Raw genomic sequence first — 25095 nt, 5'->3', positions numbered from 1 at the left:
GCACCGCTCGACGTGGGCAAGATTCCCGGTGTCGGCAAGGTGATGAACGCGAAGCTCGAATCACTCGGCGTACACACGTGCGCCGACCTGCGCGCATTCGACCTGCGCGAACTCGAACGCCGCTTCGGCCGCTACGGCCTGCGCCTGCGCGAGCTGAGCCTCGGCATCGACGAGCGCCGCGTGAATCCCGACCAAAGCGTGCAGTCGATCTCGTCCGAGGACACGTTCGCGCGCGACGTGCTGCTCGGCGAGATCGAGCCGATGATCCGGGAGCTCGCGGCGAAAACCTGGAGCGCGACGCGCAAGACCGAACGCATTGGCCGCACCGTCGTGCTCAAGCTCAAGACTGCCGACTTCCACATCATCACGCGCAGCCACACGCCGCCCGCGCCGCCGCAGACCGAGGAGGCGTTCGTCGCGCTCGCCGTCGGCCTGCGCGAGCGCGTTGACCTGCCGCCGCGCACGCGCTATCGCCTCGTTGGCGTGGGTTTATCCAATTTCCGCGACGAACACGAGCTGCCGCCGCAGGCGGAACTGTTCGAGGACAGCTCCGCCGAAACGCGCTAGGCGGCGATACCCAACGTCAACGTCGCGACATATCCATTACTGACGTCCCCGGCAATCGTCGCCATCTCGTAGGTCGTGCCGTCGCTGAACACGTTGTCCTGGGCGAAGCTCGTCACCAAAGTGTTCTGTCCGTGCGCCGCATACAAAGTGGAATTGTATACCGCCTTCGTCACATCGAGCGGGAACGCCATCTGCGTCGTGATCACCGCTGTGCCCTGGGTCAACACGTCGTTGAGATAGGCCTGGATGTGGATGTGGGTGATGCGGCCCGAGTACCAGCCCGGATAGATCGTCTCGAACACGGCCTGGCCGCTCGTGTCGGTGACCTGGATGCCGCGCAGGAAGGTCTGCCCGGTTGCGTTGACGCCGCCGGTCTGATTCGCATAACCCGAGTAGACGCCGTCCTTGTCGCAGTGCCAGATGTAGATCGCCGCGTTCGAGATCGGCGCGCAGCTGTTGTTGACGTTGATCAGGCGCAGCACCACGCGCAGCGGCACGCCGGTCTTGCCTTCGGTGATGTCGCGGCGCTGCAGCGCCGTGTTCGAGAGAATCGAATACAACGGATACGGGCCGTCGGTTTCGCTCGGGATCAGCGCGCAGCTGCTGCCGAACACGCACGCCGCCGGCGTCGCGCCGGTGCGCGTCAGCAGGATGTCACCGGACTTGCCGGCGAATTCGCCCGCGGTGAAGTCGTAGCTGAAAACGGCCGAGCCGCAGCTCGAATAAGTGAGCGTCGCCGTGCCGACTTCGGTCACGGTGATCTTCGTCGCCGCCGAATTGAAGGTGCCGTTGGTGCCGACGTAAAGCGTCAGCTTGATCGTGTGATCGCCCGCCGCGTAGCCCGTGCTTTGCGCGGTCATCCAGCGCAGGCCGGAAGCGCCGCCGCTTTCGCCGTTCTCGGCATAGGTGAACCAGGCCGCGAATACGTACGGGTACGCCGAGTTCACCTCGATGAGCAGGCCCTGGCCGCTGGTGTCGACGTTGTACCACGCGCCGGACAGGGCGAAGTCGGCGGCGCTCGCTGTTGCCGTCGTGTCGGTCGACGTGCAGGCCGCGTTGGAAAGCAGACGCACGAGCGGGATCACGCCGCTGCGGCCGTCGCTGAGCGTGAAAACGAAACTGCCCGAAGTGCACGAGTCGAAACTCAACGTCGCGCTGCCGACTTCGATCGCATACGGCTTCGGCGTCGCGTTGAAGTTGCCGCCGCTGGATTGCCAGATCGTCAGCGTCGCGCTGCTCGCATCGTCGGCGATCGTGCCGCCGAAGGTGTACCAGCGCTGCGCGCTGGCGTCGCCCGCCGTGGTGTCATAAGTGAACCACGCACCGAACAGGTAGGCCTGCCCGGGGATCACATCGATCAGCATGCCCTGCCCGCTCGTGGCGTGGTCATACCAGGCACCGCTCAGGCCCTGCTGGTCGATGTTTGGCGCAATGCTCGCGGTCGTGGCCACCTGCGCGAGCTGGCCAGTGTTGCGTGACGCGACTTCGCCGAGCAGCGGCAGCGCGGACAATGCGCCGAACGCGCCGAGCATGCGTCGGCGCGCGGGACGCATGCCCGGGTCACGGACGGTGGCGACCGATGAATCGGCGGGTTTTGCCGGCGGCGCAAAAATGCTCTGCGCGGACGCGGGATCGATGAGGGTCGGCATGGCTGGATTCCTTCTTGCTTGCTTGTCGATGGGCGCGGATGGAACCGTCGGAGTAGCGGGTTCCGCGCCGATTATTCCCGCGTCACCAATGTATAAATGTGGATATTTTCAGTATTCACGATTCGCTAACGCGACGGCGGGCGAAGGCGTATCCACGATGTCTGCGCATTGCGCGCTTTTGTGGATTCTTCATGGATTCAGGCATTTCTAACGGCATTGCGGCACCGCGCCCGCTAGGCTGCCGTTGCCCTGCGACCGCGTACCCGGATGCAGGGCACCCGTCGCGCCGATGCGGTTTTCGCGGCGCCCGATCGAAGGACATGCCGGCAAGCTCGTGTCGGTGTCCGTGGTCACGAGATCGAGCATGCCCGGGCATCGGCGCGACGGCCTCTCCACCTTTCCGAGGTCACATCATGAAAACCAGACTGCTCTCCCTCCCGTTCGCACTCTCGATCATCTCAGTCGGGCCCGCCGCGGCGCAGACCGCCGCGACCGTGCCTACCGCGGTCACCACCGCAGCCGCCGCGGTCGAAACCGCGTGCGCGCAAGTCCGCTCCGATGAACTGCAATATCGCATCGAGGTTGCGCTCGGCGATTCCACCGCCGCCGTCACTGCACAGGCGACGCTAACCACCGATCGCGGCGCACTGCAGACCACACAGCAGACGCTACACACAGCGATCCAGTCGTACCTCCTAACGGACGATACTGCGCTGAAGAACGCACACGCCCAGCTCGAAAGCGATTTCACCCAGCTGAAAACCGACGCCGCAGCGAACAACGGCAACGCTGCCGCTGACCAGACCAAGATCGCCACCGACGCGACCGCGGTGCAAACGGCTGAAGCGCAACTCAAAGCCGATCACCTCGCACTCGCCAATGCCGGCGCGATGCCGCATTGCGGCGGTGGTCCCGGCGGACCAGGCGGCGGACCCGGTGGACCGCACGGCGGTCCGGGTTTGTGAGCACGATGCGCACGCGCGCACAGGGAGCAGGTCACGGCCTGCTCCGCATCACTCGATGATGTGCGGCACGAAGCGCGCGGTGTCGCGCGTGATCAGCGTGGCATCTTCACGGATGCCGATGCCGGAAGGACGATCGCCGACCACCCAGCTGCCGACCAGCGGATAGCCGCCGGCGAAATGCGGCAGCGGATGCACGGCCTGACGAATCGTCGGCGCATCGTCGTACGGGCCTGCGCTCGCCGTCGTTGAATCGTCGACGAGGTGCATCTCGATGTTCGCGCCTTCGCGCGAGAAGAACGGTTTGCGCACCCAGCCGGCGGGCAACGCGGTGCGCGCGTCGTTCTCGAAGAACGCGGGCAGCAGGTTCGGATGATTCTCGTGACGCTGCCAGAGCAGCGGCAGCACGCCCTTGTTCGACAGGATCGCCTTCCACGGCGGTTCGATCAGCTGGAGGCCTGACTTCGGCAACGCTCTGCCGAACTCTTCCGCAAACATGAATTCGAGCGGGTAGAGCTTGAACAGCGTGCCGATTACGTAGTCTTCAAGATCGGTGAAGCGGCCGTCTTTTGACAAGCCGATGTCCTCGACCGCGATCGCCTTGGTCGCGATGCCGGCCTGCTCGGCGCAGTCGCGCAGATAGGTGATCGTGGCCTGGTCCTCGACCGACTCGCGTACGGCGGAGAAATAAAATGGCCGCGGCAAGCGTTTGGCGATCGCGCCGAACGCCTCGATCAGATTTTCCTGGATCAGGTTGTACTGGTCGGCCTGCGCGGGCAGCGCGCCACGCTGCTTCTGTTCCTCGAGCCAGAGCCATTGGAAGAATGCCGCTTCGTAGAGCGAAGTCGGCGTGTCGTAGTTGAACTCGTAGAGCTTCGCCGGGCCGCGGCCGTCGTAGGCGAGGTCCATGCGACCGTAGACATGTGGCGCGGCCTGGCGCCAGGACTCGGCGATCCAGTCCCAGTAGGCTTCGGGAATCGCGAGTCGTTTCAGCAGCGCTTCGTCGCGTACGCAATCAGCGACGAAATCCATCGCCATCTCGTGCAGTTCGCCGCTTGGCGCTTCGATGTCGCGCTCGATCTCCTCGAGCGTGAAGGCGTAGTAGGCGCGCTCGTCCCAATACACGTCGTCATCGATCGTGTGGAAGCGGAAGCCGAGGCGCTCGGCACTCGCGCGCCAGTCGGGCCGCTCGGCGATCTCGATGCGACGCACGAATCAGCCGCCGGCTGACGAAGACGACGACGAGCCGCGCGCGCTGCTGCTCGAACCACCCCAGCCGCTGCGCGCTGCGGCCACCGAACCGAAGCCTGAGCGCGACACGGTGACGGCGCGGTTCGGCGTGATGTCGACCGAGTGGTAGGAGCGCGCCGTCGAACTGCCGCCTGACGCACCGCCGCCGAAACCGCTGCTGCGGTCGTCGCCGTACTGGGTGTATTGCCCGCTGCGGAAGCGATAGATCGGCGACGAGTCGTAGTAACCCGACGGATAGCGCGGCGACATCAGCTGCGAGATCAGGAAGCCGGCCATCAGCGGCGTCCACAGGCTCGACTCGTTTGCACCGTCGTGCACGACGCGCTCGCGGCACAGGTCGCCGAATTGGGCGATGCACTCATCCTTGGTCTTGAACTTCGGCGAGTTCGCCTCGTTCGCCTTGGCCGCGTTGTCGAACGCGCGCTGGCAGACGTCGGTGGCGTTGCCGTCTTTTTCGCAGGCAGCGACATCGGTGTAAAAACCCTTGCGCAGCGTTTCTTCCGGCGCGTTGTCGCAGCCCGCAAGCAGCAACGGCGCAGGCGCCATCAGCACGAGAGTCAGGGCACGGGAACGTTTCATTGCCTTATCCAAGCGGGAAAAAGATCAGAAGACTCAGCTTTGCTTTTCAATACGTCATCGAAGCGGCATTGAGGATGCCGACGCCGAGCGAGATACCGGCAAGGAAGATCGCTGGTGCACGCTCGTCGTTGCTGATCTCCTCGGAGATGTGCGGCAGGAACAGGCGCACGGCGACGAAGACCAGCACTTGCACGACCAGCGCGACGAGGCTCCAGACCAGGCAGTCGAACCAGCTCACCGATTGCGCGATCGCGGTCGCGACCGGAATGATGAAGCCGAGCAAGGCTCCGGCGAACGAGATCGAAGCGGCCTCCTTGTTCTCTCGGATCAGACGCATCTCGTCGTGCGGGGTGACCCACAGATAGACCACGATGAACGCGGCGGTCACGGCGATCGCGAGGCCGAAGTAGGCGAGGAACGCAGGCAGGGTGCTCAGCGAATGGGCAAGGTCGGTCGGCATGACGCAGCTCCTTCAGGTGATCTCGAATTCGGCAGTCGACAGCGGAATGCCGACGGCCTGGCTGATGACGAAGTCCGTGGGGCCGGAATCCTCGCCGGCGACGAGCAGCAGCTCGTTGCGATCCATGCCCGGCAACTCGCGCGAGTAGAGCATCGAGTACAGGGTCAGGTCGTAGTCGGCCGTCGTCAGGTCTTTCTTGTAGACGCTTTCCTCGAGCGGCACCGGCGGCGCCATGCCCTCGCCTTCGCCCCAGACGCGCTGGTAGCTCGCGTGACCCAGCGTGTACTCGGGCAGACGCCCGGCCGTGCACCAGCGCTCGAACGCATCCTTGCTCGCGGGATTGATCGACTCGGCGTAGACGAACAGGTTGACGTCACCGGGCTCGCCGTTGACCGTCGCAATCTGCAGGAACGCGTCGTCGGTCAGGTACAGACGATAGAGGCGATTGCCCGCACCGAGATCGATGTCGCCGATCGCCTCGATCGTCTGCGGGCTCTCCGGCCAGTCGAAATTGAAAGTGCTCGCGCCGAGCTTGCCGGTGAGGTCATCGAAGGTGACCGCGCCGCGCAAACGCGCGCCGTAGGGCAGCTTCGGCGCGGATGCGTCGTTTGATTTGTTGCCGAACCATTCCATCGCGATTCCCCTTGCATTGCTCGTCATCCCGACAAGGATTGCCGGGATGACTCGATGCGGCTCAGCCCGCCTTCGTTTTCTCAGCCGGTACCGCCAGCGCCGGGCTCGCCGCGGGCGCGCCAAGCTGTGCCGGCGGCTCGACGGTCGCAGTGACTTTCTGATAGCGCGCAAGCACATCGTCGGCACTGACGCTTCCGGCGACGAGGCCCGCCTTTGCCAGGCGCGCTTCGAGATCGCCGTCGCCTTCGCTCTTGGCGAGCGTGTCGGCCGCTTCGATCTGCGCGCCGCGTTCGGCCTGCTGCGCCTTGACCCGCTCGAGCGAATCGAGCGCGGTACGCAGCTTGGCGTTCTGCCCGCTGTGGCGCGCGGCGATCGCCGACTGCGAGCGCAGCACGCTTTCGTTGACCTTGACCTGATCGACCTGTTGCTGCAAACCGGTGATGCGGCGGTCGGCCGTCTTGATCGCCGCGTGCATCTTCTCGACCGCGCCCGCAAGGTTGTCGTAGTCCTTCTGCTCGCCGGCGAGCTCGCTTTCGAGCTGCGCGACCTTCGCCGCAACTTCGCGCGCGAGATTCTGGTCGTTCGTCGCGAGCAGGCGCGCGATATGGCCTTCGTACTCGGCCTTCTTGTCCTGCTTGGCCTGCAGTTTGTCGCCGGCCAGTTTCTGTTGCGCCATCAGGCGCGCGAGCTCGTCCTTGGCGCGCACGCTCTCGTTCTGCGCGTCGCGGATCTCCTGATCGAGGATGCGCACGGCGTTCTTGTCGACGATGGACTGGCCGGCTTCGGTCGCCGCGCCGCGGAACAGGGTGAGGATTTTTTCCAGGATGCTCATCGGATTCTCCTTCGATCAGGCGCGATGGATGAAATTCTGCAGCGCATGCGCGGCCTGCAGCGTGTTGTCGGCGAGCGTCGTGATTTCTTCGACGATGTTCGCGATTGGCGAACGCGTCGAGAGTTCGCCGAAGACCGTATAAACGTCTTCACCGTCGAGACTCTGCAGGCCGATGTTCGATAGCGGATTGAGCGGATTGAGGCGCAGGCAGGCGTCGTTGAACGTGGCGCGGTCGCGCACCTGCGAGCCGAGGCACAGCGGCGTCGACACGAACAGCTGCTGGCCCGAGGCGGCGAGGTGGATGTCGAGGTCGCCGTGTTCGGGCAGCGAAATCGCGATCGTCGGCTCGGCGCCGGCTTCCAGGCGCAGGCGCAACGGCAGGCGCTCGCGCGCGACATGGGTTTCGAGCGCGTCGAACAGGGTCTGGGTGGTCCACGGGTGGGTCATGGCGGCGTAATCCTTGATGGTTACGAGTGGCGGGGAAAGCGTGGCTTCGCGTAACGAGAGTTCGAGCTGGGCCAGTACGGGGGCATGTTCGGCGCGGATGTAGACCTGGCGCGCGATCAGGCCTCTGGCCTTCATGCGTTCGCGGAAGGCCTGCTGGCGCCGGGATTCGGCGGAACGTGGTTTGCTGGCGGATTTGTTTGGCATCGAAGGTTACAAGTAACGTTACATGTAACTACTTTCGTTGTCAACTGTTCATTTTGTCGGTGGCACCGGAATCAGACGCGAAAGCGAGGCGTTCGGAATCACCGGAACGGCCGAAGCGGATTCCTACACATCCCCCGGCACGTGCGCTATCCTCGCTGTAATCGTTTTCACACCGCGCAGACGCAGGGAATGTCCGGAACATCGCAACGCGTGCAGTTTCCCGCGGATTTTCTCTGGGGTGCGGCAACGAGTGCCTACCAGATCGAGGGCTCGCCGCTCGCCGACGGCGCCGGGCCGAGCATCTGGCAGCGCTTCACGCGCACGCCTGGCATGATGGCGAACGGCGACACGGGCGACGTAGCCTGCGACCACTACCGGCGCTGGAAGGACGACGTCGCGCTGATGAAGGAGCTCGGCCTCAAGGCTTACCGCTTCAGCATCGCCTGGGCGCGCGTATTGCCCGAGGGACGCGGACAGATCAACGAGAAGGGGCTGGATTTCTACAGCCGTCTTGTCGACGAACTGCTGCGCAACGACATCGTGCCGTTGCCGACCCTGTTCCACTGGGACCTGCCCGCGGCGCTCGACGACCGCGGCGGCTGGCTCAATCCCGATATCGCCGGCTGGTTCGCCGACTACGCGAACGTCATGTATGCGAAGCTCGACGATCGCGTGCAGCAATGGGCGACCTTGAACGAACCCTGGGTCGTCACCGACGGCGGCTACCTGCACGGCGCGCTCGCGCCAGGCCATCGCAGCAAATACGAAGCGCCGATCGCGAGCCACAATCTCCTGCGCGCGCACGGCACGGCGGTGCAGGCCTACCGCGCCAACGGCAAACACCGCATCGGCATCGTCGTCAACATCGAGCCGAAATATCCTGCATCGAAGAACGCGGAAGACCTCGCCGCGGTGAAGCGCGCCGACGCCTACATGAACCGGCAATACCTCGACCCGGTTTTCCTCGGCGCCTATCCCGAAGAGTTGAAGGATGTCTTCGACGACGCGTGGCCAGCCTGGCCGGCGGAAGATCTCGCGTTGATCAAGCAGCCGATCGACTGGCTGGGGATCAACTATTACACGCGCAACGTCACCCGCTTCGATGCGAACAACTACCCGCTGCGCGCCGCGCCGGTGAAGCAGGACGCGACCTACACCGAAACCGGCTGGGAAGTGTTCGCGCAAGGCCTCACCGACACGCTGACCTGGATCAGGCAGCGCTACGGCAATCCGCCCGTGTACGTTACCGAAAACGGCGCGGCGTTCTACGATCCGCCGCAGGCGGAAAATGGCATCGTCGATGATCCGCTGCGCGCAAGCTATTTCCGTAAGCACCTTGCGGCCATTTCCGACGCAATCGCGCAAGGCTGCGATGTGCGCGGCTACATGGCCTGGTCGCTGCTCGACAATCTTGAATGGTCGCTGGGCTTTTCCAAACGCTTCGGCATCGTGCACGTGGACTTCGCCACGCAGCAGCGCACGATCAAGGCCAGCGGCAAGCTTTACGCGGACGTGATCGCGAGCAACGGCGCGGTATTGAACGGGCGTTGAGCTTGCCTGCTATTGAGGCAGCTTGCCTGACACCGGCCGTTTGCCCGCATCGACCCAGTCGACGAGTTCGCCGAACGCGCGCGCGATTTCGTCCGGTTCGAATACGCAATGACCTTCGCGGTTGAGATATTGCTGCACGAAGTTTTCGCCGTGGCCAGCGCGCTCGGCAGTCAACGCATATTCGAACGCATCGCCCGCCGGCACAAGCGGATCGCCGGTATCGTGCAGCGCGAGCATGGGTCTCAGCAGCTTGCCGGTCGGCGCATACCAGCGTGCGACGTAGGCGGCCGCCTGCGCATCGGGACGATAACGCTTGACGCCATCGTTGAGCGCGAAGTCATCGCCCGAGCCCGTGTAGATCAGATCGGCGTTGCCGAACGGATTGCCGTGCGTGCGCCGTTGCAGCTCGCCGAGTATCTGGGTGACGAACGCGACGATGTCCGGAAAACCTTTCTCCGATGCCACGCCGTACAGGCGCAGCAGCGCGTCGCGCGCAGCCGGCTTGGCCGCGAGCGCATCGGCGATGCGCTGCCTCATCACTTTGTAATCCGGTAGCGGGTCCGGCACCGGCACGAGCGGGCCAAGCAGGTCGGGGAAGTAATAGTCGAACGCAGCACGCAGCGCGAACGCCTTGTCGAGGATGCGGTTGGACGGCTCGATCGCGCCGCACAGCGCCAGCGCGCCGCTGTAGGTTTCCGGCCGTGTCTCGATCGTGAGCGCGGTCAACGCGCCGCCCATCGACTCGCCCATCACCCAGCTGCGCGCGGGCTTGCCGTAGCTAGCAACGAAGTCGCGACGCAACGCTTCGGTTTCCGCATAGCCTTGCTCGATCGCCCAGCCGCCACGCGAATAGCCCGACTGGATCAGCGCATAGCCTTTTGTCAGCAAGGCATCGAGCGCCGGCCAGATGCGCTTGCTCTTGTCATGCACGACGGGCTCGTGCCGATAGCCGTGATAGTAGACGATCAGCTCGTGGTTCCAGTTCGCGGGAATGTCGATGCGATACGCCGCGCCGTCGCGCGTCCCCGTCGTGCTGACCGGCAATACGGGCGCCTTGCGCGCCAGATCGGCGCAACCTGCCAGCAGCGAAGCGACGCACACCGCGGCAAGCATGGCGATGCGCAAAATTCCACTTTTTCTCATCGTGTCGTCTCCTTTGTCTGGACGCCAGCAGGCGCTGGCAAAGCACCTGGTACAGGCCGCTTGCCCGCATCGACCCAGTCGACGAGCTGATCGAACGCACGCGCGACTTCATCCGGCTTGAACACGCAATGGCCTTCGTGCGCGACGTACTGCTGGACGAAATTGTCGGCATGGCCGGCGCGCTGCGCGGTAAGCGCATAGGTGAACGCGCCGGCCGCTGGCACGAGCGGATCGCCGATGTCGTGCACGGCCAGCAACGGTCGCGTGAGCTTGCCGCTCGGCGTGTACCAGCGCGCCAGCCACGCAGCCGCGTTTGCATCGGCGCGATAGCGGTGCACGCCGGCATTGAGCTCGGCATCGTCGCCCGAGTTGACGTAGATCAGGTCGGCATTGCCGAGCGGATTGCCGTGCGCGCGATGCTGCAGGTCGCGGAAGTCGGTCAGCGTGTCGGCGATCACGTCGGGCAACGACTTCGCAGTCGCCGTACCGTACCAGCGCAGCAGCGACTGCATCGCCGCGGGTTTCGACGCGAGCGCCGCGGCGATTTTCGCGACCATCCGCTTGTCCGCGACATAGTCCGCCGGTACCGGCACGAATGGCGGCAGCACGCCGGGGAAGTAGAAGTCGAAGGCCGCGGCGAGTGCGAAATCGCGTTGGAACAAGACATCGCTCGGTTCGAGCACGCCGCACAGCGACAGCGCGCCGGCATAGATGCCTGGCTGCTGCTCGATCGTCATCGCCACGAGCGCGCCGCCCATCGACATGCCCATGACGAGAAACTGATCCGGCTTGCCGTGGCTCGCGGCGAAGTGTTGGCGCAGGCGTTCGCTGTCCTTCTCGGCCTCCTCCAGCGCCCAGCCGCAGGCCGAATAGCCCGACTGGATCAGAGCGTACTTGCGCTGCAGGACGTGGCGGAACATCGGCGAGAGCGGCTCGCTCGCCGCATACGCGACCGGCGTTTCCGATGTGCCGTGGAAGAACACGACCACACGCCGATTCCAGTCGGCCGGAACATCGATGCGATACGCGGCGCCGGCCAGCGTGCCGATTTCGGTAGCCGGTTTGGTTTCGGCGTATGCGTACGAAGCAAATATCGTCAATGCGAGCAACACACGGAAGAAAAACCTCATCCCTTCACGCTCCCGAGCAACAGACCTTGCAGATACTGGCGTTGCAGCAAAAGAAACAGCAGCAGCACGGGCAGAATCGTCACGACCGAACCGGCCATCATCAATTCGTTGTCCTGCACGTGCTCGCGCGAAAGGCCGGCGAGCGCGACCGGCGCAATCTGCCAGGCCTGGTCGCTGAGCACGATCAGCGGCCACATGAAATCGTTCCAGCTCGCAAGAAAGGTCAGCACGGCAAGCGTGACGATCATCGGCTTGAGCAGCGGCAGCACGATGCGCAGGAAGATCGTCCATTCGCCGGCGCCGTCGATGCGCGCGGCCTCGATCAGGTCGGTCGGGATCGAGCGCGCATACTGGCGCACGAGATAGATGCCGAGCGCGGTCGCGAGCGCCGGCACAATCACGCCACCGTAGCTGTTGACGAGATGCAGCCACTTCATCAGCAGGAACAGCGGCATCATCGCGATCTGCAGCGGCACGAGCAACGCTGCGAGCACGAGCTGGAACAGCCGCTCGCGGCCTTTGAAGCGCAGCTTGGCGAAGGCGTAGCCCGCGCTCAGGTTGAACGCGAGCGAGGTGAGCGTAATCGCGCTCGCGATCAGGAAGCTGTTGAGCAGATAGCGACCCATGCCCGCACGCACGAACAACTCGTGATAGTTGGCGAGCGTCGCATGCGCTGGCAGCAGCGGCGGCGGCGCATGGCTCGCCTCACCCGGCTGCATGAACGATGCTGACAGCATCCACGCGAGCGGCAGCAGCGTGAACACGGTGCCGGCGACCAGCAGGCCGTTGACGATCCATTTCGCCATGCGCGAATTCATGCGCCTTCCTTCGTGCGCACGAAGCGCAACAACATGCGCGTGACGACGAGGATCAGCGCGAACAACAGGAAGGCGACCGCGCAGGCGCGGCCGAGGTTCCACCACTTGAAGCCTTCCTCGTACATGAAATAGAGCACGCTGACCGTGGACTGTTCCGGTTCACCGCGCGTCATCACGTACGGCTCGGCGAACAACTGGAAATAGCCTGCGATCGTGATGATCGCGACGAGCAGAAGCACGGGTCTAAGGCCCGGCAGCGTGACGTGCCAGAAGCGGCGCCAGGCGGATGCGCCATCGATGCGCGCGGCCTCGTACAAATCCTGCGGTATCGCCTGTAGCCCGGCAAGCAGGATGATCATGTTGTAGCCGAAGTTCTTCCACACCGCGAACAGCACGAGCGCGGGCATCGCCCAATGCGGATCGCCAAGCCAGTCGACGGGACCGATGCCGAGATGGCCGAGCACGTCGTTGATCAGGCCATAGCGCGTGTGGAACAGGTAGCGCCAGACGATCGCGACCGCAACGACGGTCGTCACCACGGGCGCGAACAGCGCCGTGCGATGCAGGCCCTTGAAGCGCGCGAGCGGCGAATTGAGCAGCAACGCCGCACCGAGCGATGTCAGCAGTGACAGCGGCAGCGCGAGCACGACGAACCAGACCGTGTTGGCCAGCGCTTTCCAGAACAGCGGCGCGCGCAGCACGTCGACATAGTTTGCGAGGCCGACGAAACGCAGGTTGTCGAGGCTCGCCAGCGCGTAGATGTCGAAGTCGGTGAAACTCAGCAGCAGTGCGGCGCAGACCGGCAGGGCGAGGAAGACGCCGAGCACGACGAGCGCGGGTGCGACGAAGGTCCAGGCGGCGCGCTCGCTGTTCATTGCCGCACCTTCCTCGCGAGAAGGGCGCGGCGCTTGGCCAGGATTTCGTCGTCGACCTTCGCATCGAGCGCGCGCAATGCCGCGTCCGCGGATTCTCCGCCGCGCACGACGCGCTCCGCCGCAAGCTGCATCTCGGTCGCGATGCGCTCCCATTCGGGCACCTTCGGCATCGGCTTGACGAGTTCGAGCTGGGCGCGGAAGGCATGGGTGAACTCGTCGGTTTCTAGTTCGACGAAGTCCCAGGCACTGCGTCGCGCGGGCAAGTCACCGGTCAGCGAGTAGAAGCGCTGCTGTTGCTTCATTTGCGAGAGAAATTCGACCAGCTCCCACGCGAGCTGTTTGTTTTTCGACGCACGGAAGATCGCGAAGCTCGATCCACCCGCTGCACCGCCGCCCGGGCCATTCGCGCCCGGCAATGGCGCGGTGCCCCAATGCCCCTGCACTTCGGCCGGCAGACGCTGCTTGAAGACGCCAATGTTCCACGGCCCGGTGACGTAGAACGCGAAGTAGCCCTTGCCGAATTCATCCGCGTAGTTCGGCACCTGGATGTTGGAAAGCGGCGGCGCCCAATGTTCGCGAAAGGCTTCGAGATAGAAGTCCAATGCACGGCGAAATCCCTCGCTCTCGAAGTTGCCACGCGTGTTTTCATCGCGCAGCAACGGATCGCTTTGTTGAATCGCGAGATTGAGCAGCGGCTCGAATTCGTTGAGCGGCAGGAAGATCGCGTACTTGTCCGCGCCCTGGCTCTGCTTGATCGCCGCCATCGCGCGCCGCCACTCGTCCCAGTCGCGCGGCGCGTGGTCGAAACCGGCCGCGGCGAGCAGGTCCTTGCGATAGAACAGCAGGCGCGTGTCGACATACCATGACACGCCGTAGAGCGCGCTGTCGACGATGTTCGTGTCCCAGATGCCGGCGAAATAGTCGTCGCGGCGCACGACGTCGGATTTGTCGACGTACACCTGCAACGGCTCGAGCGCGCCGAGCGTGGCAAACTCGGGAATCCAGGTGTTGCCGAGCTGGCACAGGTCGGGCAGCGCGTCTCCGGCGAACGCGGTCAGCAGCTTCTCGTGCATCGCGGTCAGCGGCAGATTCTGCACCTCGACATGCACACCCGGATGCGCGCGCTCGAACTCGGGCAGCAGTTTGCCGACCGCCTCGCCCTCGGGGCCGAACGCCCACAACTTCAGCGTCGTCTCGTGCGCGGCGGGCGCGCAGGAGCAAAGCGCGAACATGGTCGCCCATGCCGCGATCCGCGCGAGTCCCGCCATCCCGAATGACGACACGACACCTCCGCAAGGCAGCTTCGGCGCGTGCCGTTGCGGCCTCTATTTTTTCTCTGTGGACTTGCCGAGCCAGCCGCCGCTGAATCCGGCGCGCCTGAGTCCGTCGCGAATATACGGATTCTTGCGCATCGTTTTCCAGACGAGGCCGCTGCGGTAGTTCTCGAGCATGAGCAGAATCGGCCCCTGATCGACGCCTAGGTAAAGATCGTCAAACCAGCCTTTGTCGGGCACGACACGACCGGTGCGCACCGCGCGGTCGGTGAAGGTGAAGCTCGGATTGAACGCGTCGACGAAGCCGTATTGCGTGTAGAGATCGTCGCCGTAGCGCTGCTTCATTTCCTCGATCGTCGGGACCACGATCTGCGGCGTGAACGCGATCGAGGCAGCCGCCGCAGTCGGCGCGATCGTGCCGTCGTCGACGGCCGCACGCGACAGACCCGCACCGCGTTCAATGTAACCGTAGAAGGGCTTCGGATCGTTCTTGTAGCGGTCAGGCTCGCCGCGCGGCGTGTGCCCGCGCGGGCCATTGCTCGCGGTCAAGCCCCAAACATTGCCGCCGTAGTCCTTCCACTGCATGGGGTTGTGGATCGCATACTCACGTTGCGCGAGGGCGGCGCGCTGGCTGTTGGCGAAGTAATCGATGCCCTTGCCACGCATGTACTCGTCCTGGATGCCGCGGAAATCGACCCACGAATACGCCCACTGGTGCCAGAAGGAGGGACTGCCGGCGAGATAGGTTTGCCCCTGGAATTCGCCCCAGAGCTTGTCGAACGGTTGGGTAAAGCGCTTCCAGGTGGCCTGATCCAAAGCATACGTCGGCGAACCGAGCGCAAGGATGTACAAACCGATCGCCTCGCTGAAGCCGCGATAGTAGTTGTAGTCGAAGCCGTTCTCTGGCGTCCATCCGCCTTGCACAAGCGGATTGCCGTCGCTGAACCATTTCCAGTCGACGCGGCGGTAGATGTCGTCGGCGAGTCGGCGGATCTCCTTTTCGTCCTTGGTGTTCTTGTCGTAGTACGACTGCGCGAACAGTACGCCGTAAAGCAGCCACGCCGTATCGACCGACGACAATTCGACCCACGGCTCCGGCCCGAAGCGAGCACCGCTGTGCATGTCGAGAAAGTGGTAGAAGAACCCATGCGCGCCGCTCGCGTCCTTCTCTTCGTTCTGCTTGGCGTTGGCGAAGAAGCGCAGCGTCGCGAGCGTGCGTTTCACCGCTTCGTCGCGCTTGATCCAGCCGCGCTCATCACCGATGCCGTACGCGGTCAGACCGAAGCCGACCGCGGCGACCGAGGAGAAGAACGAGGGATCGTTCTCGTGCCCTGGCGCCCAGTGATCGGGCACCTGGCCGTTTTCCGGATTTGCGCTGGCGATGAAGAAATCGAACGTGCGCTTCTCGAGTTCGTCGAGCGTCGCCTGCTGTTCTTTCGGCAGCGACTGGAACGTGGTGATCGGCGCGCCGCCGACCGCAGGCGCAGACGGGGCTTTCGCGAACAGCGGGCTCGAGGTGCTCGCGGCAACGACGAGGAGGAAGCTGAAAACGTTTACACGCAGGCGGCGGAACGGCTTGCTCGGATTCACGAAAGGCTACTCGATCAGAAGGAATGGAAACGGCGCGGCGGGCGCATCATGCGCCTTCGCGAAGGGTATTGCGATGCTGGTCTGACATTGCGACGGTGCGATTGTTCCCGCATCAGAACTCGCCCTCAAGGTCGCGGCGCCTTGCAGTAGCGATCGATGAAGGCCTGGTGCGGCGGCATCACCTCGACGCAGTTGGCGATCACCTTCTTCACGCCGCCGACGAGCTCCTCGAGTTCCGTCTGCGGCATCTGGTCGACCATCGGGTGCCAGCGCTCGGGCAGGATGCGCTGGCCGACCATCACCTCGACCCAGCTCGGCTGCGCGAACATTTCCTCGGCGTTGCGATAGAAACGGCCCGAGTCGCGGAACAGGCGGATGTTGTCGGCCAGCGGCTCGGGAATCGACATCGTGCGGCAGTAGTTCCAGAACGGCGTGTCGTCGCGTTCGGTCGCGCAGTAATGCAGGATGATGAAGTCGCGGATGCGCTCGATCTCGAACGCGGCCTGCGCGTTGTAGCGCTCGCGGATCACGTCGCTGAACCCTTCATCGGGGAACAGATTGATGATGCGCGCGATCGCCGACTGGATCAGGAAGATGCTGGTCGATTCGAGCGGTTCGAGAAAGCCGCTGGAGAGACCGATCGCAACCACGTTCTTGTCCCAGCACTTTTTGCGCTGCCCCGGCGTGAAGCGCAGCACGCGCGGATTGCCGAGTGCGCGGCCGTCGAGCCAGCCAAGCAGGTTCGACGCGGCCTCGTCGTCGCTGATGTACTGGTTCGAGTACACGTAGCCATTGCCGGTGCGATGCTGCAGCGGAATACGCCACGTCCAGCCCGCTTCGCGCGCCGTGCAGCGTACGAACGGTGTCGGCGGACCGACGTTCTCGCACGGCGCGGCAACCGCGCTGTTGCACGGCAGCCAGTGCGACCAGTCCTCGTAGCCGGCCTTCAAGGTCTGCTCGATCAGCAGGCCGCGGAAACCCGAGCAGTCGATGAACAAATCACCGTCGATGCGCTCGCCGTTCTCCATCACCACCGCATCGATGTAACCATCCTCCGGCCGCTGGATCACCTGCGTGACCTTGCCCTCGGTACGGCGCACGCCGCGCGCCTCGGCGTAGTTGCGCAGGAATTTTGCATAGAGGCCCGCATCGAAGTGATACGCGTAGGCGATGTTCGCCAGCGGCGAGTGTTCTTTCACGTCGCGCGCCGAGGTCATGAACTTGCCTTTCAGCGAGGCCGCGGCGTTGAGCGAATAATCGTCGAGGCCACTCGCCATGCCCTGCCTGTGGGCCTTCAACCAGTACTGGTGGAACGGCAGCATGCCGTGGTCATGGCCGATCTGGCCGAAGCCGTGAATGTACTTGTCGCCGCGTCGCGCCCAGTCGACGAACTCGATGCCGAGCTTGAACGTGCCCTGGGTCTGCTTGATGAATTCGGTTTCGTTGATTTCCAGCGTCTGGTTGTACAGCTTCAGATGCGGCACCGTCGCCTCGCCGACACCGATCGTGCCGATCTCCTCGGATTCGATGAGGCGAATCGAGTAGACGCCGTCGAACACCTTCGCAAACGCCGCGGCCGCCATCCAGCCCGCGCTGCCGCCGCCGACGATGACGATGTTCTTGATGCGATTCTCGCTCATGCCCCTCGATTCCGGTTCCAGTTCAATGCGTTATTTTTGCACGCAATCGCGCGCATCAGGAATTCTCCATCTACAGCCAAAACAAAGCCCGCCGGAGCGGGCTTTGCAACACGGATGTTGCCAAAAGTCCCTTTCCTACCAGCGCACGCCCGCGGTGAGTTTGAATGTGCGCATCGGCGTATTGACGTCACCGGAAGGGTTATAGCCACCAGGCGAAGGACTGAAGGCGCCGTTGTGATACCAGCTGTACACCTGCACGGCGCTGTCGGCCCAATTTATGGAGTTGAACACGTTGATGATGTCCAGCTTCGTATAGAACGTGATGCCATGGGTCAGATCGAAATTCTTGATCGCGGACAAGTCGAACTGACGCGTGCCGAATATCGGACCGCCGATCAGAAAACTTTTCCCGGGTGGATTGTAGGTTCCATAGATAAAGTGATCGTATGGCGGTGGATTCGGATCGTTCGGATTCACCGAATCTCCCTGATGCGGCAGCGTCGTCGCCAGCGTCAGCTTGCCGGTCAACGTGACATCCCACGGCACATCCATCGACCCGACCGCAACAAGACGATGCTTCGGCGCACCGTTCGAGACAATGAATGGCGAATTGGCGATATTCGGATACGTCCAGAAGTAATGCTCATCGCTGATGTTGTTGAAGCCGTTCGACTTGCCGTCGGTGTAGGTATACGAGATGTTCGCGCTCCAACCCGAGTCCTTGGTGTAGGGTTTCTCAACCGACAACAGCAACTGCGTTGTCTTGGTTTCCAGTCCATTCTGGCCAATGATCAGGTTGCCAAATCCCGGTGGTGAGCCGTCCCACGGATAGCTGCCTGTCTGCGTGAGGTATTTGCCCGGCGATCTGGCATCGCGATTGCCGAGCGTGAAATAGAACCCGTCCTTGCTGACGATGCGCGCGAGCGTCGCACTCGTGTTCCAGTCGCCAACCTTGTTGCGCATGCCGATGCTGAATTGATCGGAATATGGCGCCTTGAGATTGTTGCTCATGATGTCGATTTCGCCGGTGCGGACACCGGGCGTGACAAGACCGGCGAGCGCGGCGGGGCCGCTCAGATAGTTCGAATTGAACGGTATGCAGGTCGAACCGGCAGGGCACGGACGCGTCGTCGTGTTGAAATTGATCTGATTGAACGACAGCGCGCTCTTCGTGTACTCGAGGCCAAGATAGTCGTAGAGGTTGCGATCATAGCTGCGGCCCGCACCGCCGAAGATCACGTGCTCTTCATCGCCGTTCAAGTCGTATGAGAAGCCCAGACGCGGCTGCCACATGTTCTTGGGCATGCTGCGATTGTGGCCGTTGCTGATGTAATCATTGAGGTTGACACCCGCCGCCGCCAACGTTTGCATGTAGGTCTGGCCATTGGTAGCACGAGGATCGGGTTTGTTGAATGCATCGACCCATGCCTGCGGGGTCACGAAGTCGGTATATGCCGCGTTGTCCTCATAGTCCCAGCGCACACCAAGGTTCAAGGTCAGATGATCGTTGACCGCCCAGTCATCCTGAATGTAGGCGCCGTATTGCTTGTCCTTCGACGTCACCGAAGGCGTACCGCCGACGAAAGGTGTATTGAACGTAACCTTGTAGGGGTCGCCGAGACCGGTCGGTGTCACATCGTAGTAGAACGTGGGAACGAGGCTATCGTTTTCGCTTTGGGTCAAGTCGACCTTCTTGTACTTGAAACCCATCTTGATCACATGGTCGCCATTCCATTGCAACGCATTCAAGGTCAGATCGTCCTGAATCGCAGGGCCTTTCTGGCCCTTGTGCTGTACCGACAATGCCGACGCGTTGCCCGCATTCAGTATGGTCTCGTCGCCGCCGCTCGGCTTGATGTAGTTGTAGACGATTGAATTCGCGCCACCATTGATCGCAGAAGGATTGAACAGCGCATTCTCGTACGTCAACAGCAGTTCGTTGGTCCACGCATCTGCGGAGTGCTGCCAACGGAGGTCGTAGCGACGGTCGGTATTATTATTGACCGATGCGGCTGATGCCGCAGTCGTGCCGCCGACACCCTTGATGCCGGCCTCTTGACGAAGTTTGCCCGACAGCTCGAGGCGGTCACGATCGGTGATTTCCCAGTCGATTTTTCCGAAGTAGAGGTCTTCGGTGAACGGATTGGCCGCAGGCCCGAACTGGCTGCGCACATTGGCCGGAAGATAGCTCGCCCAGGCAGAAGGGACATCGCCTGGCAAGATGACCGGCGTCGGCGTCGAATAATTCTTGCCCTCGTAGGTGAAGAAGAAATGCATCTGGTCCTGGATGATCGGGCCGCCGACAGCGAAACCAAATTCATCGTCGTATGATTTTGTCTTGGTGCCAGTGACCACTTCTGCGGGCGTCGATTTGCGCCAGTCTTCTTCGGTGTGCGTGCCGAACACTTCGCCATGGAACTCATTCGTTCCCGACTTGGTCTGGGCGACGATCGCAGCGCTGCCAACCTGGTCGAATTCGGCCTTGTAGTTCGACGTGATGACCTTGTATTCGCCGATCGCTAGCTGCGGGAACGGATTGCCTTGACTCTGGTTCTGACCCGCTACGCCACCGGCGAGCACGTAGCTTTTCTGACCGACGCCGTCGATGTACACGTTGATCGCGCTGGTCGTCTGCACGCCAGCGCGCAGGGAGGTCTGGCCTTTCGGGTCCACCGAGAACTGCATGCCGGGCACGGTGTCGGCGAACTCGAGGAAGTTGCGTGTGGTCTGCGGGATTGTGCTGATCTGACGCAGAGACACTGTGCTGCCGATTTCTGAGGTTTTCACTTCCGGCAATACGTTGCCGGTGACAGTGATGCCCTCCAATGTGGCGGCCGCCGCCGCGGTGCCTGCGGCGCCCGGTGCAGCGAAGTCCAACGAGGCTGTCGAGGCGACGGTCAGAGTGATCGTTTTTTCCGTACCTGGTCCCGCATCAATCTGATATCTGCCAGGCGGCAACGCGACCAGCGCATAGCTTCCATCCGCGCTGCTCATGGTCGTGCGACGCAAACCGGTATCGAGATTCTTGGCTGTGACCTGCATCTGCGGCGGTGCCTTGCCGCGCACACCGGCATCGGACGACTGCGCCCAACTCATTGCCGGCATCGCCACCGTGGCGACGACGGCGGTGCGGATCAGCGAAGCGAGGATCTTTTTCTTCAAGGGCAGTGGCTTTTTCATCTGTTCTCCTCCCAAGGATAGGTAGCGATGCGTGTTTGTTGGTATGTGCCGCTCGTGGCTTGCGGTCTCGCGTTCAAACTGGTTTCGTTGTCCTCCCGCTGCCGCTGCTCGCGCGCACGACGACTTCGCAGGCCAGTGTCTGCGCGGCATGGCGCGCGCGGCCGGGTTTTTCGATCGCCGCGGCGACGCGTTCGAGAGCGCTGCGGCCGAGGTCGGCGATGCGCACGCGCACGGTGGTGAGCGCCGGTGTGATGTAACGGGCGATCGGGATGTCGTCGAAGCCGGCGAGCGCAACGTCCTGCGGCACGCGCAGTCCGGCCTCGGCGAAAGCACGCAGGCAGCCGACCGCCATCATGTCGTTGGCCGCGAACACGGCACGCGGCTTGCCGTTCTTTGCTAGTGTGCGTCCGACCAGGTAGCCCGACTCTTCGCTGAAATCGCCCGCGACGACCTTCACCGCTGCCTTCGGCGCGAATGCGGCCATCGCCTCGCGATAGCCTCGCTCGCGCTGCTGCGCGTCGAAGTTGTCCTCGGGGCCGCTGACGAAGGCGACGCTCGCGTGACCCGCATCAAGCAGATGCCGAGTCATCGCGTGCGCGCCGCCGTAATTGTCGATGTTGAGGACGTCGAACTGGCTGCTCTTGAGTGCGGAATTGAGCAGCACCGCCGGCGTAGATTCGGGCAGGTTCGCACGCAGGAATTCAGTGTCGACATGCGGCGACAGGATTAGCATGCCGTCGACGCGACCCTGCATCGCGCGCAGTGCCGCAGCGGCCTCGACGGCGTCGCCGTGCGAGGAGGAGACGAGCAGGTGCAATCCCTTCGCCCGCGCGGCGAGGTCGATGCCGCGGATCAGCTCGGAGAAGAATTCGCCGTAGAGGTCGGGCAGCAGCGCGCCGACGGTCTGGGTACGTTTGGTGATGAGGCTGCGCGCCGCGCTGTGTGGCACGTAGCGCAGACGCGCAGCGATGCTGGCGATGCGCTGGCGCGTCTCGTCGGTGACCGCGGGAGAACCGTTGAGGGCGCGCGACACCGACGCCACGGAAACCCGTGCCTCGCGCGCGACATCCCGTATGGTTACCGCCATGCCCTCACGCCCTCCCGCGCTATGCATACGACCGCGATGCGATGCGCATGCGCGCAATTTTTACAAACGTTTACAGCCTCTCGTCAGTGGAATGTAAACGTTTTCATCGGAGTTTGCAAAAGCGCTGCAACAAAGGGGCAATGGGCAAAGAAGGAAGATTTGCGCGGGCGGACCGATTCGTCCGCCCTCGTCCGCAGGCTTGCGCGGCGAAGTTCCCCGGCCCGAAATCCGGCGCGGCGCGGCGAGCCTCAGCCTTTCTTCTCGACAGCGGCCGACGCCGGCTTGCGCTGCAGCGCGAGGCCCTTGAGCACATTCAGCGCTTCGCTGAGCGCGTAGTCGTCGCTGGCTTCCCCGCGGGCGGTAGCAGCTGGCTTGCTTCCGTCTGCGCCATCCTTTTCGTTCGTTCCCTTGAGATGGTTGGGCAGATCGCGCTCTCCGGTGATGTAGCTCGGCGGCAGGTCGCGCGCGACGAGCTTGAGGTCGCCGAGCTCGATGTCGGGCTGGATGCCCGCGGCCTGGATCGAAACACCACTCGGCGTGTAGTAGCGCGCGGTCGTGAGTTTGATCGCGTGCGTCTCGTCGAGCGGTAGCACGGTCTGCACCGAGCCCTTGCCGAATGTGCGCCGGCCCATAATCAGCGCGCGGTGGTTGTCCTTGAGCGCGCCGGCGACGATCTCGGCGGCCGAGGCGGTGCCGTTGTCGGCAAGCACGACGATGGGCGCGCCGTCGATCAGGTCGCCGCGCGTCGCGTTGAAGGCGAGGTCGGATTGCTTGAGCCGCCCTTTCGTGGTGACGATGAGGCCCGAGTCGAGGAAGTCGTCGCTCACTTCCACGGCCGAGGTGAGCAGGCCGCCCGGATTGCTGCGCAGGTCGAGGACCAGGCCCTTGACCGGCTGGTTCTTGTCGCGCAGCTTGGCCAGCTTGCGCTTGACCTCGCCGCCGGTGTCCTCCTGGAACTGGGCGATGCGCAGATAGACGTAACCCGGTTCGATCCAGCGCGTGCGCACGCTGGCGACGCGGATCGGTTCACGCGTTAGCTTGATCTCGACCGGCGCGCTCGCGCCCTCGTGCACGACGCCGAGCGTCACCTGCGAACCGGCCTTGCCGCGCAGCAGATTCGAGGCTTCGCTCGCGTTCTCGCTGGTGATCGGCTTGCCGTCGATGCGCACGATGATGTCGCCGGCCTTGATGCCGCCGCGCTCCGCCGGCGAGTCGTCGATCGGCGCGACCACGCGCAGCGTGCCTTCGATCGTGAGCACTTCGATGCCGAGGCCGTTGTAGCTGCCGGTGGTGTCCTCGGACAGCTCGGTCATCGCCTTCTCGTCGAGGTATTCGCTGTGCGGATCGAGGTTGGCGAGCAGGCCCTTGACCGCCGACTGCAACAGGGTCTTGTCGTCGACCGGCTCGACATAGGCCTGCTTGACCAGGGCGAACACCGCGGCGAACTGGCGCACGTCGTTGATGTCGACCGTGGTCTTTTTCGTCGCCTCGTCGACCGGCACGGGCGGCGCATCGGGCTTGGCCTCGTCGGCGCGCGCGAGGGAAATGCCCGCGACGAGGGCGAAGGTGACGGCGACAAGTTTGTTCATGGAAATAATCCCGTGGAGTCCGTCATTTCCGTTTTTGCTGAAACGACGGCAAACAGCGTACATCTTCTATCAATGGGATGGCGTGGCCCGCAATCAAGGCTTGAGCCAGCCGCGCGGATCGACCGGCTTGCCCTGCGCGCGCAGTTCGAAGTACGCGCCCGGCATCTTCTGCCCGCCCGTGCTGCCGCTGGTCGCGACGGCTTCATTCGCATTGACCCAGTCGCCGACATCCTTGAGCAGGGTCTCGTTGTAGCCGTACAGACTCAAATATCCGTCGCCATGATCGACGATCAGCAGCAGACCGAAGCCGCGCATCCAGTCGGCGAACACGACACGTCCATGCGACACCGCGTGCACTTCCGCGCCGTCCGCCGCGGCGATCACGATGCCACTGCTGACGCGCTCGCCGGAGCGCGCGCCGAAACCCGACACCAGCCTGCCGCGCACCGGCCAGTTCAATCGACCGCGCAGCGAGGCGAACGGTTCCGCGCCGGCGAGCTGTTTCGGGATGTCGGCGAACACGTCGCGCAGCTTGGCAAGCAAGTCGGAGAGTTCCTTTTCGTCCTGACCGAGCGCGGCGAGGCGCGCCTGGTCGTCCTTGAGCTGCTTGTCGAGATCGACCAGCACCTGCGCGCGCTGCGCGCGCTCGGCATCGAGTTGCTTCGCTTCGTCGGCACGCTGCGCGCGCGTCGCGGAAAGCTGCGCGGTCTCGTCATCGATCGCCTTGTGCACCTGGGCCAGCGCATCGAGATCCTTGAGCAGCGCCTCGATCTGGGCGACGCGCGCGCGCTCGAAGTAATGAAAGTATTCGAGCGTGCGGCCGATCTTCGCTACGTCTTCCTGCGCGAGCAGCAACTTCAGTTCCTCGCCGCGACCGACGACGTAGGCGGAGCGCAGCAGCGCCGCGAGGGTTTCGCGCTGCGCGCTGAGCTTGACGTTGAGCGCATCGCGCCGCGCTTCCAGCTCGGCCAGCTTGTCCTGCTGGCCGACGAGCTTCTGCTCGATCGAACGCAGTTCCTTTGCCGCAGCCGCAACCTTGAGATCCTGATCGCGCAACGCAGCGACAGCGGCGTCCTTCTGCGCGCCGGTTTCCTTCTGCGCATCGACGATTTTCCTGATCTCGACGCGGACCGAGTCGAGCTTCTGCCTGGTTTGCGTTTCCTGCGCGACGCGCTGGACTTCGTCGCTGCTCTGCGCGTGGACTTGGCCCATGCCGAGCAGGCTCGCGATCGCCAATACGACGGCTGCCGCGGCTCGAGACGACCGGGCGCGGAACAGGAAAACCCAATTCAAGCGAAGCGGACCAGTGAATGACCCGTCATCTCCGCCGGCTGCGGCAATCCCATCAATGCCAGCGCGGTCGGCGCGAGATCGCGCAACGCGCCGTGCTCGAGCGTCGCCTTGCGACCGACGTAGACCAGCGGCACCGGTCCGACCGTGTGCTGGGTGTGCGGCACGCCGTTCGCGTCGAGCATCTGCTCGAAATTGCCATGGTCGGCGCTGATCAGCATTTCGCCGCCGGCATCGAGAATCGCGGCAAGAATCTTGGCAAGCGCCGCGTCGACGGCCTCGGCCGCCTTGATCGCCGCGTCGAGCTTGCCGGTGTGGCCGACCATGTCGGCATTGGCGATATT

22 protein-coding genes and 1 pseudogene are annotated in these 25095 nt (G+C 63.6%); 3 read left to right on the top strand and 20 right to left on the bottom strand.

Features of this window, described 5'->3' with window-relative positions:
- Nucleotides 1–567: DNA polymerase thumb domain-containing protein (locus VF497_RS12730; protein WP_414706897.1), on the top strand; the 567-nt coding region annotated here is incomplete at its 5' end.
- Here the strand turns inward: VF497_RS12730 and VF497_RS12725 are convergent.
- Nucleotides 564–2216, bottom strand: coding sequence for an intradiol ring-cleavage dioxygenase (locus VF497_RS12725; RefSeq protein ID WP_330889264.1), 1653 nt, complete (start codon nt 2214–2216; stop codon nt 564–566). The two genes, VF497_RS12730 and VF497_RS12725, sit on opposite strands and share 4 nt — an antisense overlap.
- A gap of 207 nt (nt 2217–2423) precedes the next feature.
- A complete protein-coding gene (locus VF497_RS12720; RefSeq protein WP_330889262.1) occupies nt 2424–2582 on the bottom strand; it encodes a hypothetical protein in 159 nt (52 codons plus the stop codon).
- Nucleotides 2583–2629: 47 nt separating this feature from the next.
- Between VF497_RS12720 and VF497_RS12715 the strand changes: the two genes are divergently transcribed.
- A complete protein-coding gene (locus VF497_RS12715) occupies nt 2630–3181 on the top strand; it encodes a hypothetical protein (RefSeq protein WP_330889260.1) in 552 nt (183 codons plus the stop codon).
- A 48-nt stretch (nt 3182–3229) separates the two neighbouring features.
- Here VF497_RS12715 and VF497_RS12710 read toward each other — a convergent pair whose 3' ends face one another.
- The 6 genes from VF497_RS12710 to VF497_RS12685 all read right to left on the bottom strand — a co-directional run bounded on the left by VF497_RS12710 (nt 3230) and on the right by VF497_RS12685 (nt 7515).
- Nucleotides 3230–4390, bottom strand: coding sequence for a glutathionylspermidine synthase family protein (locus VF497_RS12710; protein ID WP_330889259.1), 1161 nt, complete (start codon nt 4388–4390; stop codon nt 3230–3232).
- Between the two features lie 3 nt (nt 4391–4393).
- On the bottom strand, nt 4394–5008 hold the full coding sequence (locus VF497_RS12705; RefSeq protein WP_330889257.1) for a DUF1190 domain-containing protein: 615 nt from the start codon (nt 5006–5008) through the stop codon (nt 4394–4396).
- Between the two features lie 46 nt (nt 5009–5054).
- Nucleotides 5055–5468 carry a DUF350 domain-containing protein gene (locus tag VF497_RS12700; protein WP_330889255.1) on the bottom strand — a complete coding sequence of 138 codons (414 nt, stop codon included), beginning with the start codon at nt 5466–5468 and terminating at the stop codon, nt 5055–5057.
- 12 nt (nt 5469–5480) lie between these two features.
- Nucleotides 5481–6101, bottom strand: coding sequence for a DUF2491 family protein (locus VF497_RS12695; protein WP_330889254.1), 621 nt, complete (start codon nt 6099–6101; stop codon nt 5481–5483).
- Nucleotides 6102–6162: 61 nt separating this feature from the next.
- The gene (locus VF497_RS12690; protein WP_330889253.1) at nt 6163–6933 is read right to left on the bottom strand and encodes a PspA/IM30 family protein; all 771 of its coding nucleotides are present in this window, start codon (nt 6931–6933) and stop codon (nt 6163–6165) included.
- Nucleotides 6934–6948: 15 nt separating this feature from the next.
- The gene (locus VF497_RS12685; protein WP_330889252.1) at nt 6949–7515 is read right to left on the bottom strand and encodes a YjfI family protein; all 567 of its coding nucleotides are present in this window, start codon (nt 7513–7515) and stop codon (nt 6949–6951) included.
- Nucleotides 7516–7773: 258 nt separating this feature from the next.
- Between VF497_RS12685 and VF497_RS12680 the strand changes: the two genes are divergently transcribed.
- On the top strand, nt 7774–9135 hold the full coding sequence (locus VF497_RS12680) for a GH1 family beta-glucosidase (protein WP_330889250.1): 1362 nt from the start codon (nt 7774–7776) through the stop codon (nt 9133–9135).
- A gap of 9 nt (nt 9136–9144) precedes the next feature.
- Here the strand turns inward: VF497_RS12680 and VF497_RS12675 are convergent, their stop codons facing one another.
- The 12 genes and pseudogenes from VF497_RS12675 to VF497_RS12620 form a co-directional block, all read right to left on the bottom strand.
- A complete protein-coding gene (locus tag VF497_RS12675; protein WP_330889249.1) occupies nt 9145–10278 on the bottom strand; it encodes an alpha/beta hydrolase in 1134 nt (377 codons plus the stop codon).
- Nucleotides 10275–11408, bottom strand: a complete 1134-nt coding sequence (locus VF497_RS12670) for an alpha/beta hydrolase (RefSeq protein ID WP_330889247.1) — start codon at nt 11406–11408, stop codon at nt 10275–10277. Before VF497_RS12670 ends, VF497_RS12675 begins: the two co-directional genes overlap by 4 nt.
- Nucleotides 11405–12226 carry a carbohydrate ABC transporter permease gene (locus tag VF497_RS12665; protein WP_330889245.1) on the bottom strand — a complete coding sequence of 274 codons (822 nt, stop codon included), beginning with the start codon at nt 12224–12226 and terminating at the stop codon, nt 11405–11407. Before VF497_RS12665 ends, VF497_RS12670 begins: the two co-directional genes overlap by 4 nt.
- Nucleotides 12223–13101, bottom strand: a complete 879-nt coding sequence (locus VF497_RS12660; protein WP_330889243.1) for a sugar ABC transporter permease — start codon at nt 13099–13101, stop codon at nt 12223–12225. Before VF497_RS12660 ends, VF497_RS12665 begins: the two co-directional genes overlap by 4 nt.
- A complete protein-coding gene (locus VF497_RS12655) occupies nt 13098–14333 on the bottom strand; it encodes a sugar ABC transporter substrate-binding protein (protein ID WP_330889241.1) in 1236 nt (411 codons plus the stop codon). The genes VF497_RS12660 and VF497_RS12655 overlap by 4 nt, the downstream gene beginning before the upstream one ends.
- Nucleotides 14334–14426: 93 nt before the next feature.
- Entirely contained in the window at nt 14427–15965 is a 1539-nt protein-coding gene (locus VF497_RS12650) for a glucoamylase family protein (RefSeq protein WP_330889239.1), read from the bottom strand.
- 125 nt (nt 15966–16090) lie between these two features.
- Nucleotides 16091–17605, bottom strand: coding sequence for a tryptophan halogenase family protein (locus VF497_RS12645; RefSeq protein WP_330889237.1), 1515 nt, complete (start codon nt 17603–17605; stop codon nt 16091–16093).
- 135 nt (nt 17606–17740) lie between these two features.
- Entirely contained in the window at nt 17741–20785 is a 3045-nt protein-coding gene (locus tag VF497_RS12640; RefSeq protein ID WP_330889235.1) for a TonB-dependent receptor, read from the bottom strand.
- Nucleotides 20786–20858: 73 nt separating this feature from the next.
- The gene (locus VF497_RS12635) at nt 20859–21872 is read right to left on the bottom strand and encodes a LacI family DNA-binding transcriptional regulator (protein ID WP_330889233.1); all 1014 of its coding nucleotides are present in this window, start codon (nt 21870–21872) and stop codon (nt 20859–20861) included.
- A 248-nt stretch (nt 21873–22120) separates the two neighbouring features.
- Nucleotides 22121–23461, bottom strand: a complete 1341-nt coding sequence (locus tag VF497_RS12630; RefSeq protein WP_330889231.1) for a S41 family peptidase — start codon at nt 23459–23461, stop codon at nt 22121–22123.
- A gap of 93 nt (nt 23462–23554) precedes the next feature.
- The gene (locus VF497_RS12625; RefSeq protein ID WP_330889229.1) at nt 23555–24754 is read right to left on the bottom strand and encodes a murein hydrolase activator EnvC family protein; all 1200 of its coding nucleotides are present in this window, start codon (nt 24752–24754) and stop codon (nt 23555–23557) included.
- Nucleotides 24751–25095: pseudogene (locus VF497_RS12620) on the bottom strand (2,3-bisphosphoglycerate-independent phosphoglycerate mutase); the annotation flags it as partial. The gene VF497_RS12625 and the pseudogene VF497_RS12620, both read right to left, overlap by 4 nt.

It is taken from the genome of Rudaea sp., assembly GCF_036383415.1.
Taxonomy (GTDB): Bacteria; Pseudomonadota; Gammaproteobacteria; order Xanthomonadales; family Rhodanobacteraceae; genus Rudaea.
The sequence above is the reverse complement of the archived record's forward strand: the minus strand, read 5'-3'. Positions and strand labels throughout refer to the sequence as shown.

What these genes read in the sequence shown, in the direction of transcription:
- VF497_RS12725 (WP_330889264.1), bottom strand. Translation starts at nt 2,216, where the DNA reads ATGCCGACCCTCATCGATCCCGCGTCCGCGCAGAGCATTTTTGCGCCG.
- VF497_RS12720 (WP_330889262.1), bottom strand. Translation starts at nt 2,582, where the DNA reads ATGCTCGATCTCGTGACCACGGACACCGACACGAGCTTGCCGGCATGT.
- VF497_RS12715 (WP_330889260.1), top strand. Translation starts at nt 2,630, where the DNA reads ATGAAAACCAGACTGCTCTCCCTCCCGTTCGCACTCTCGATCATCTCA.
- VF497_RS12705 (WP_330889257.1), bottom strand. Translation starts at nt 5,008, where the DNA reads ATGAAACGTTCCCGTGCCCTGACTCTCGTGCTGATGGCGCCTGCGCCG.
- VF497_RS12700 (WP_330889255.1), bottom strand. Translation starts at nt 5,468, where the DNA reads ATGCCGACCGACCTTGCCCATTCGCTGAGCACCCTGCCTGCGTTCCTC.
- VF497_RS12695 (WP_330889254.1), bottom strand. Translation starts at nt 6,101, where the DNA reads ATGGAATGGTTCGGCAACAAATCAAACGACGCATCCGCGCCGAAGCTG.
- VF497_RS12690 (WP_330889253.1), bottom strand. Translation starts at nt 6,933, where the DNA reads ATGAGCATCCTGGAAAAAATCCTCACCCTGTTCCGCGGCGCGGCGACC.
- VF497_RS12685 (WP_330889252.1), bottom strand. Translation starts at nt 7,515, where the DNA reads ATGAAGGCCAGAGGCCTGATCGCGCGCCAGGTCTACATCCGCGCCGAA.
- VF497_RS12680 (WP_330889250.1), top strand. Translation starts at nt 7,774, where the DNA reads ATGTCCGGAACATCGCAACGCGTGCAGTTTCCCGCGGATTTTCTCTGG.
- VF497_RS12675 (WP_330889249.1), bottom strand. Translation starts at nt 10,278, where the DNA reads ATGAGAAAAAGTGGAATTTTGCGCATCGCCATGCTTGCCGCGGTGTGC.
- VF497_RS12670 (WP_330889247.1), bottom strand. Translation starts at nt 11,408, where the DNA reads ATGAGGTTTTTCTTCCGTGTGTTGCTCGCATTGACGATATTTGCTTCG.
- VF497_RS12665 (WP_330889245.1), bottom strand. Translation starts at nt 12,226, where the DNA reads ATGAATTCGCGCATGGCGAAATGGATCGTCAACGGCCTGCTGGTCGCC.
- VF497_RS12660 (WP_330889243.1), bottom strand. Translation starts at nt 13,101, where the DNA reads ATGAACAGCGAGCGCGCCGCCTGGACCTTCGTCGCACCCGCGCTCGTC.
- VF497_RS12655 (WP_330889241.1), bottom strand. Translation starts at nt 14,333, where the DNA reads ATGTTCGCGCTTTGCTCCTGCGCGCCCGCCGCGCACGAGACGACGCTG.
- VF497_RS12645 (WP_330889237.1), bottom strand. Translation starts at nt 17,605, where the DNA reads ATGAGCGAGAATCGCATCAAGAACATCGTCATCGTCGGCGGCGGCAGC.
- VF497_RS12640 (WP_330889235.1), bottom strand. Translation starts at nt 20,785, where the DNA reads ATGAAAAAGCCACTGCCCTTGAAGAAAAAGATCCTCGCTTCGCTGATC.
- VF497_RS12635 (WP_330889233.1), bottom strand. Translation starts at nt 21,872, where the DNA reads ATGGCGGTAACCATACGGGATGTCGCGCGCGAGGCACGGGTTTCCGTG.
- VF497_RS12630 (WP_330889231.1), bottom strand. Translation starts at nt 23,461, where the DNA reads ATGAACAAACTTGTCGCCGTCACCTTCGCCCTCGTCGCGGGCATTTCC.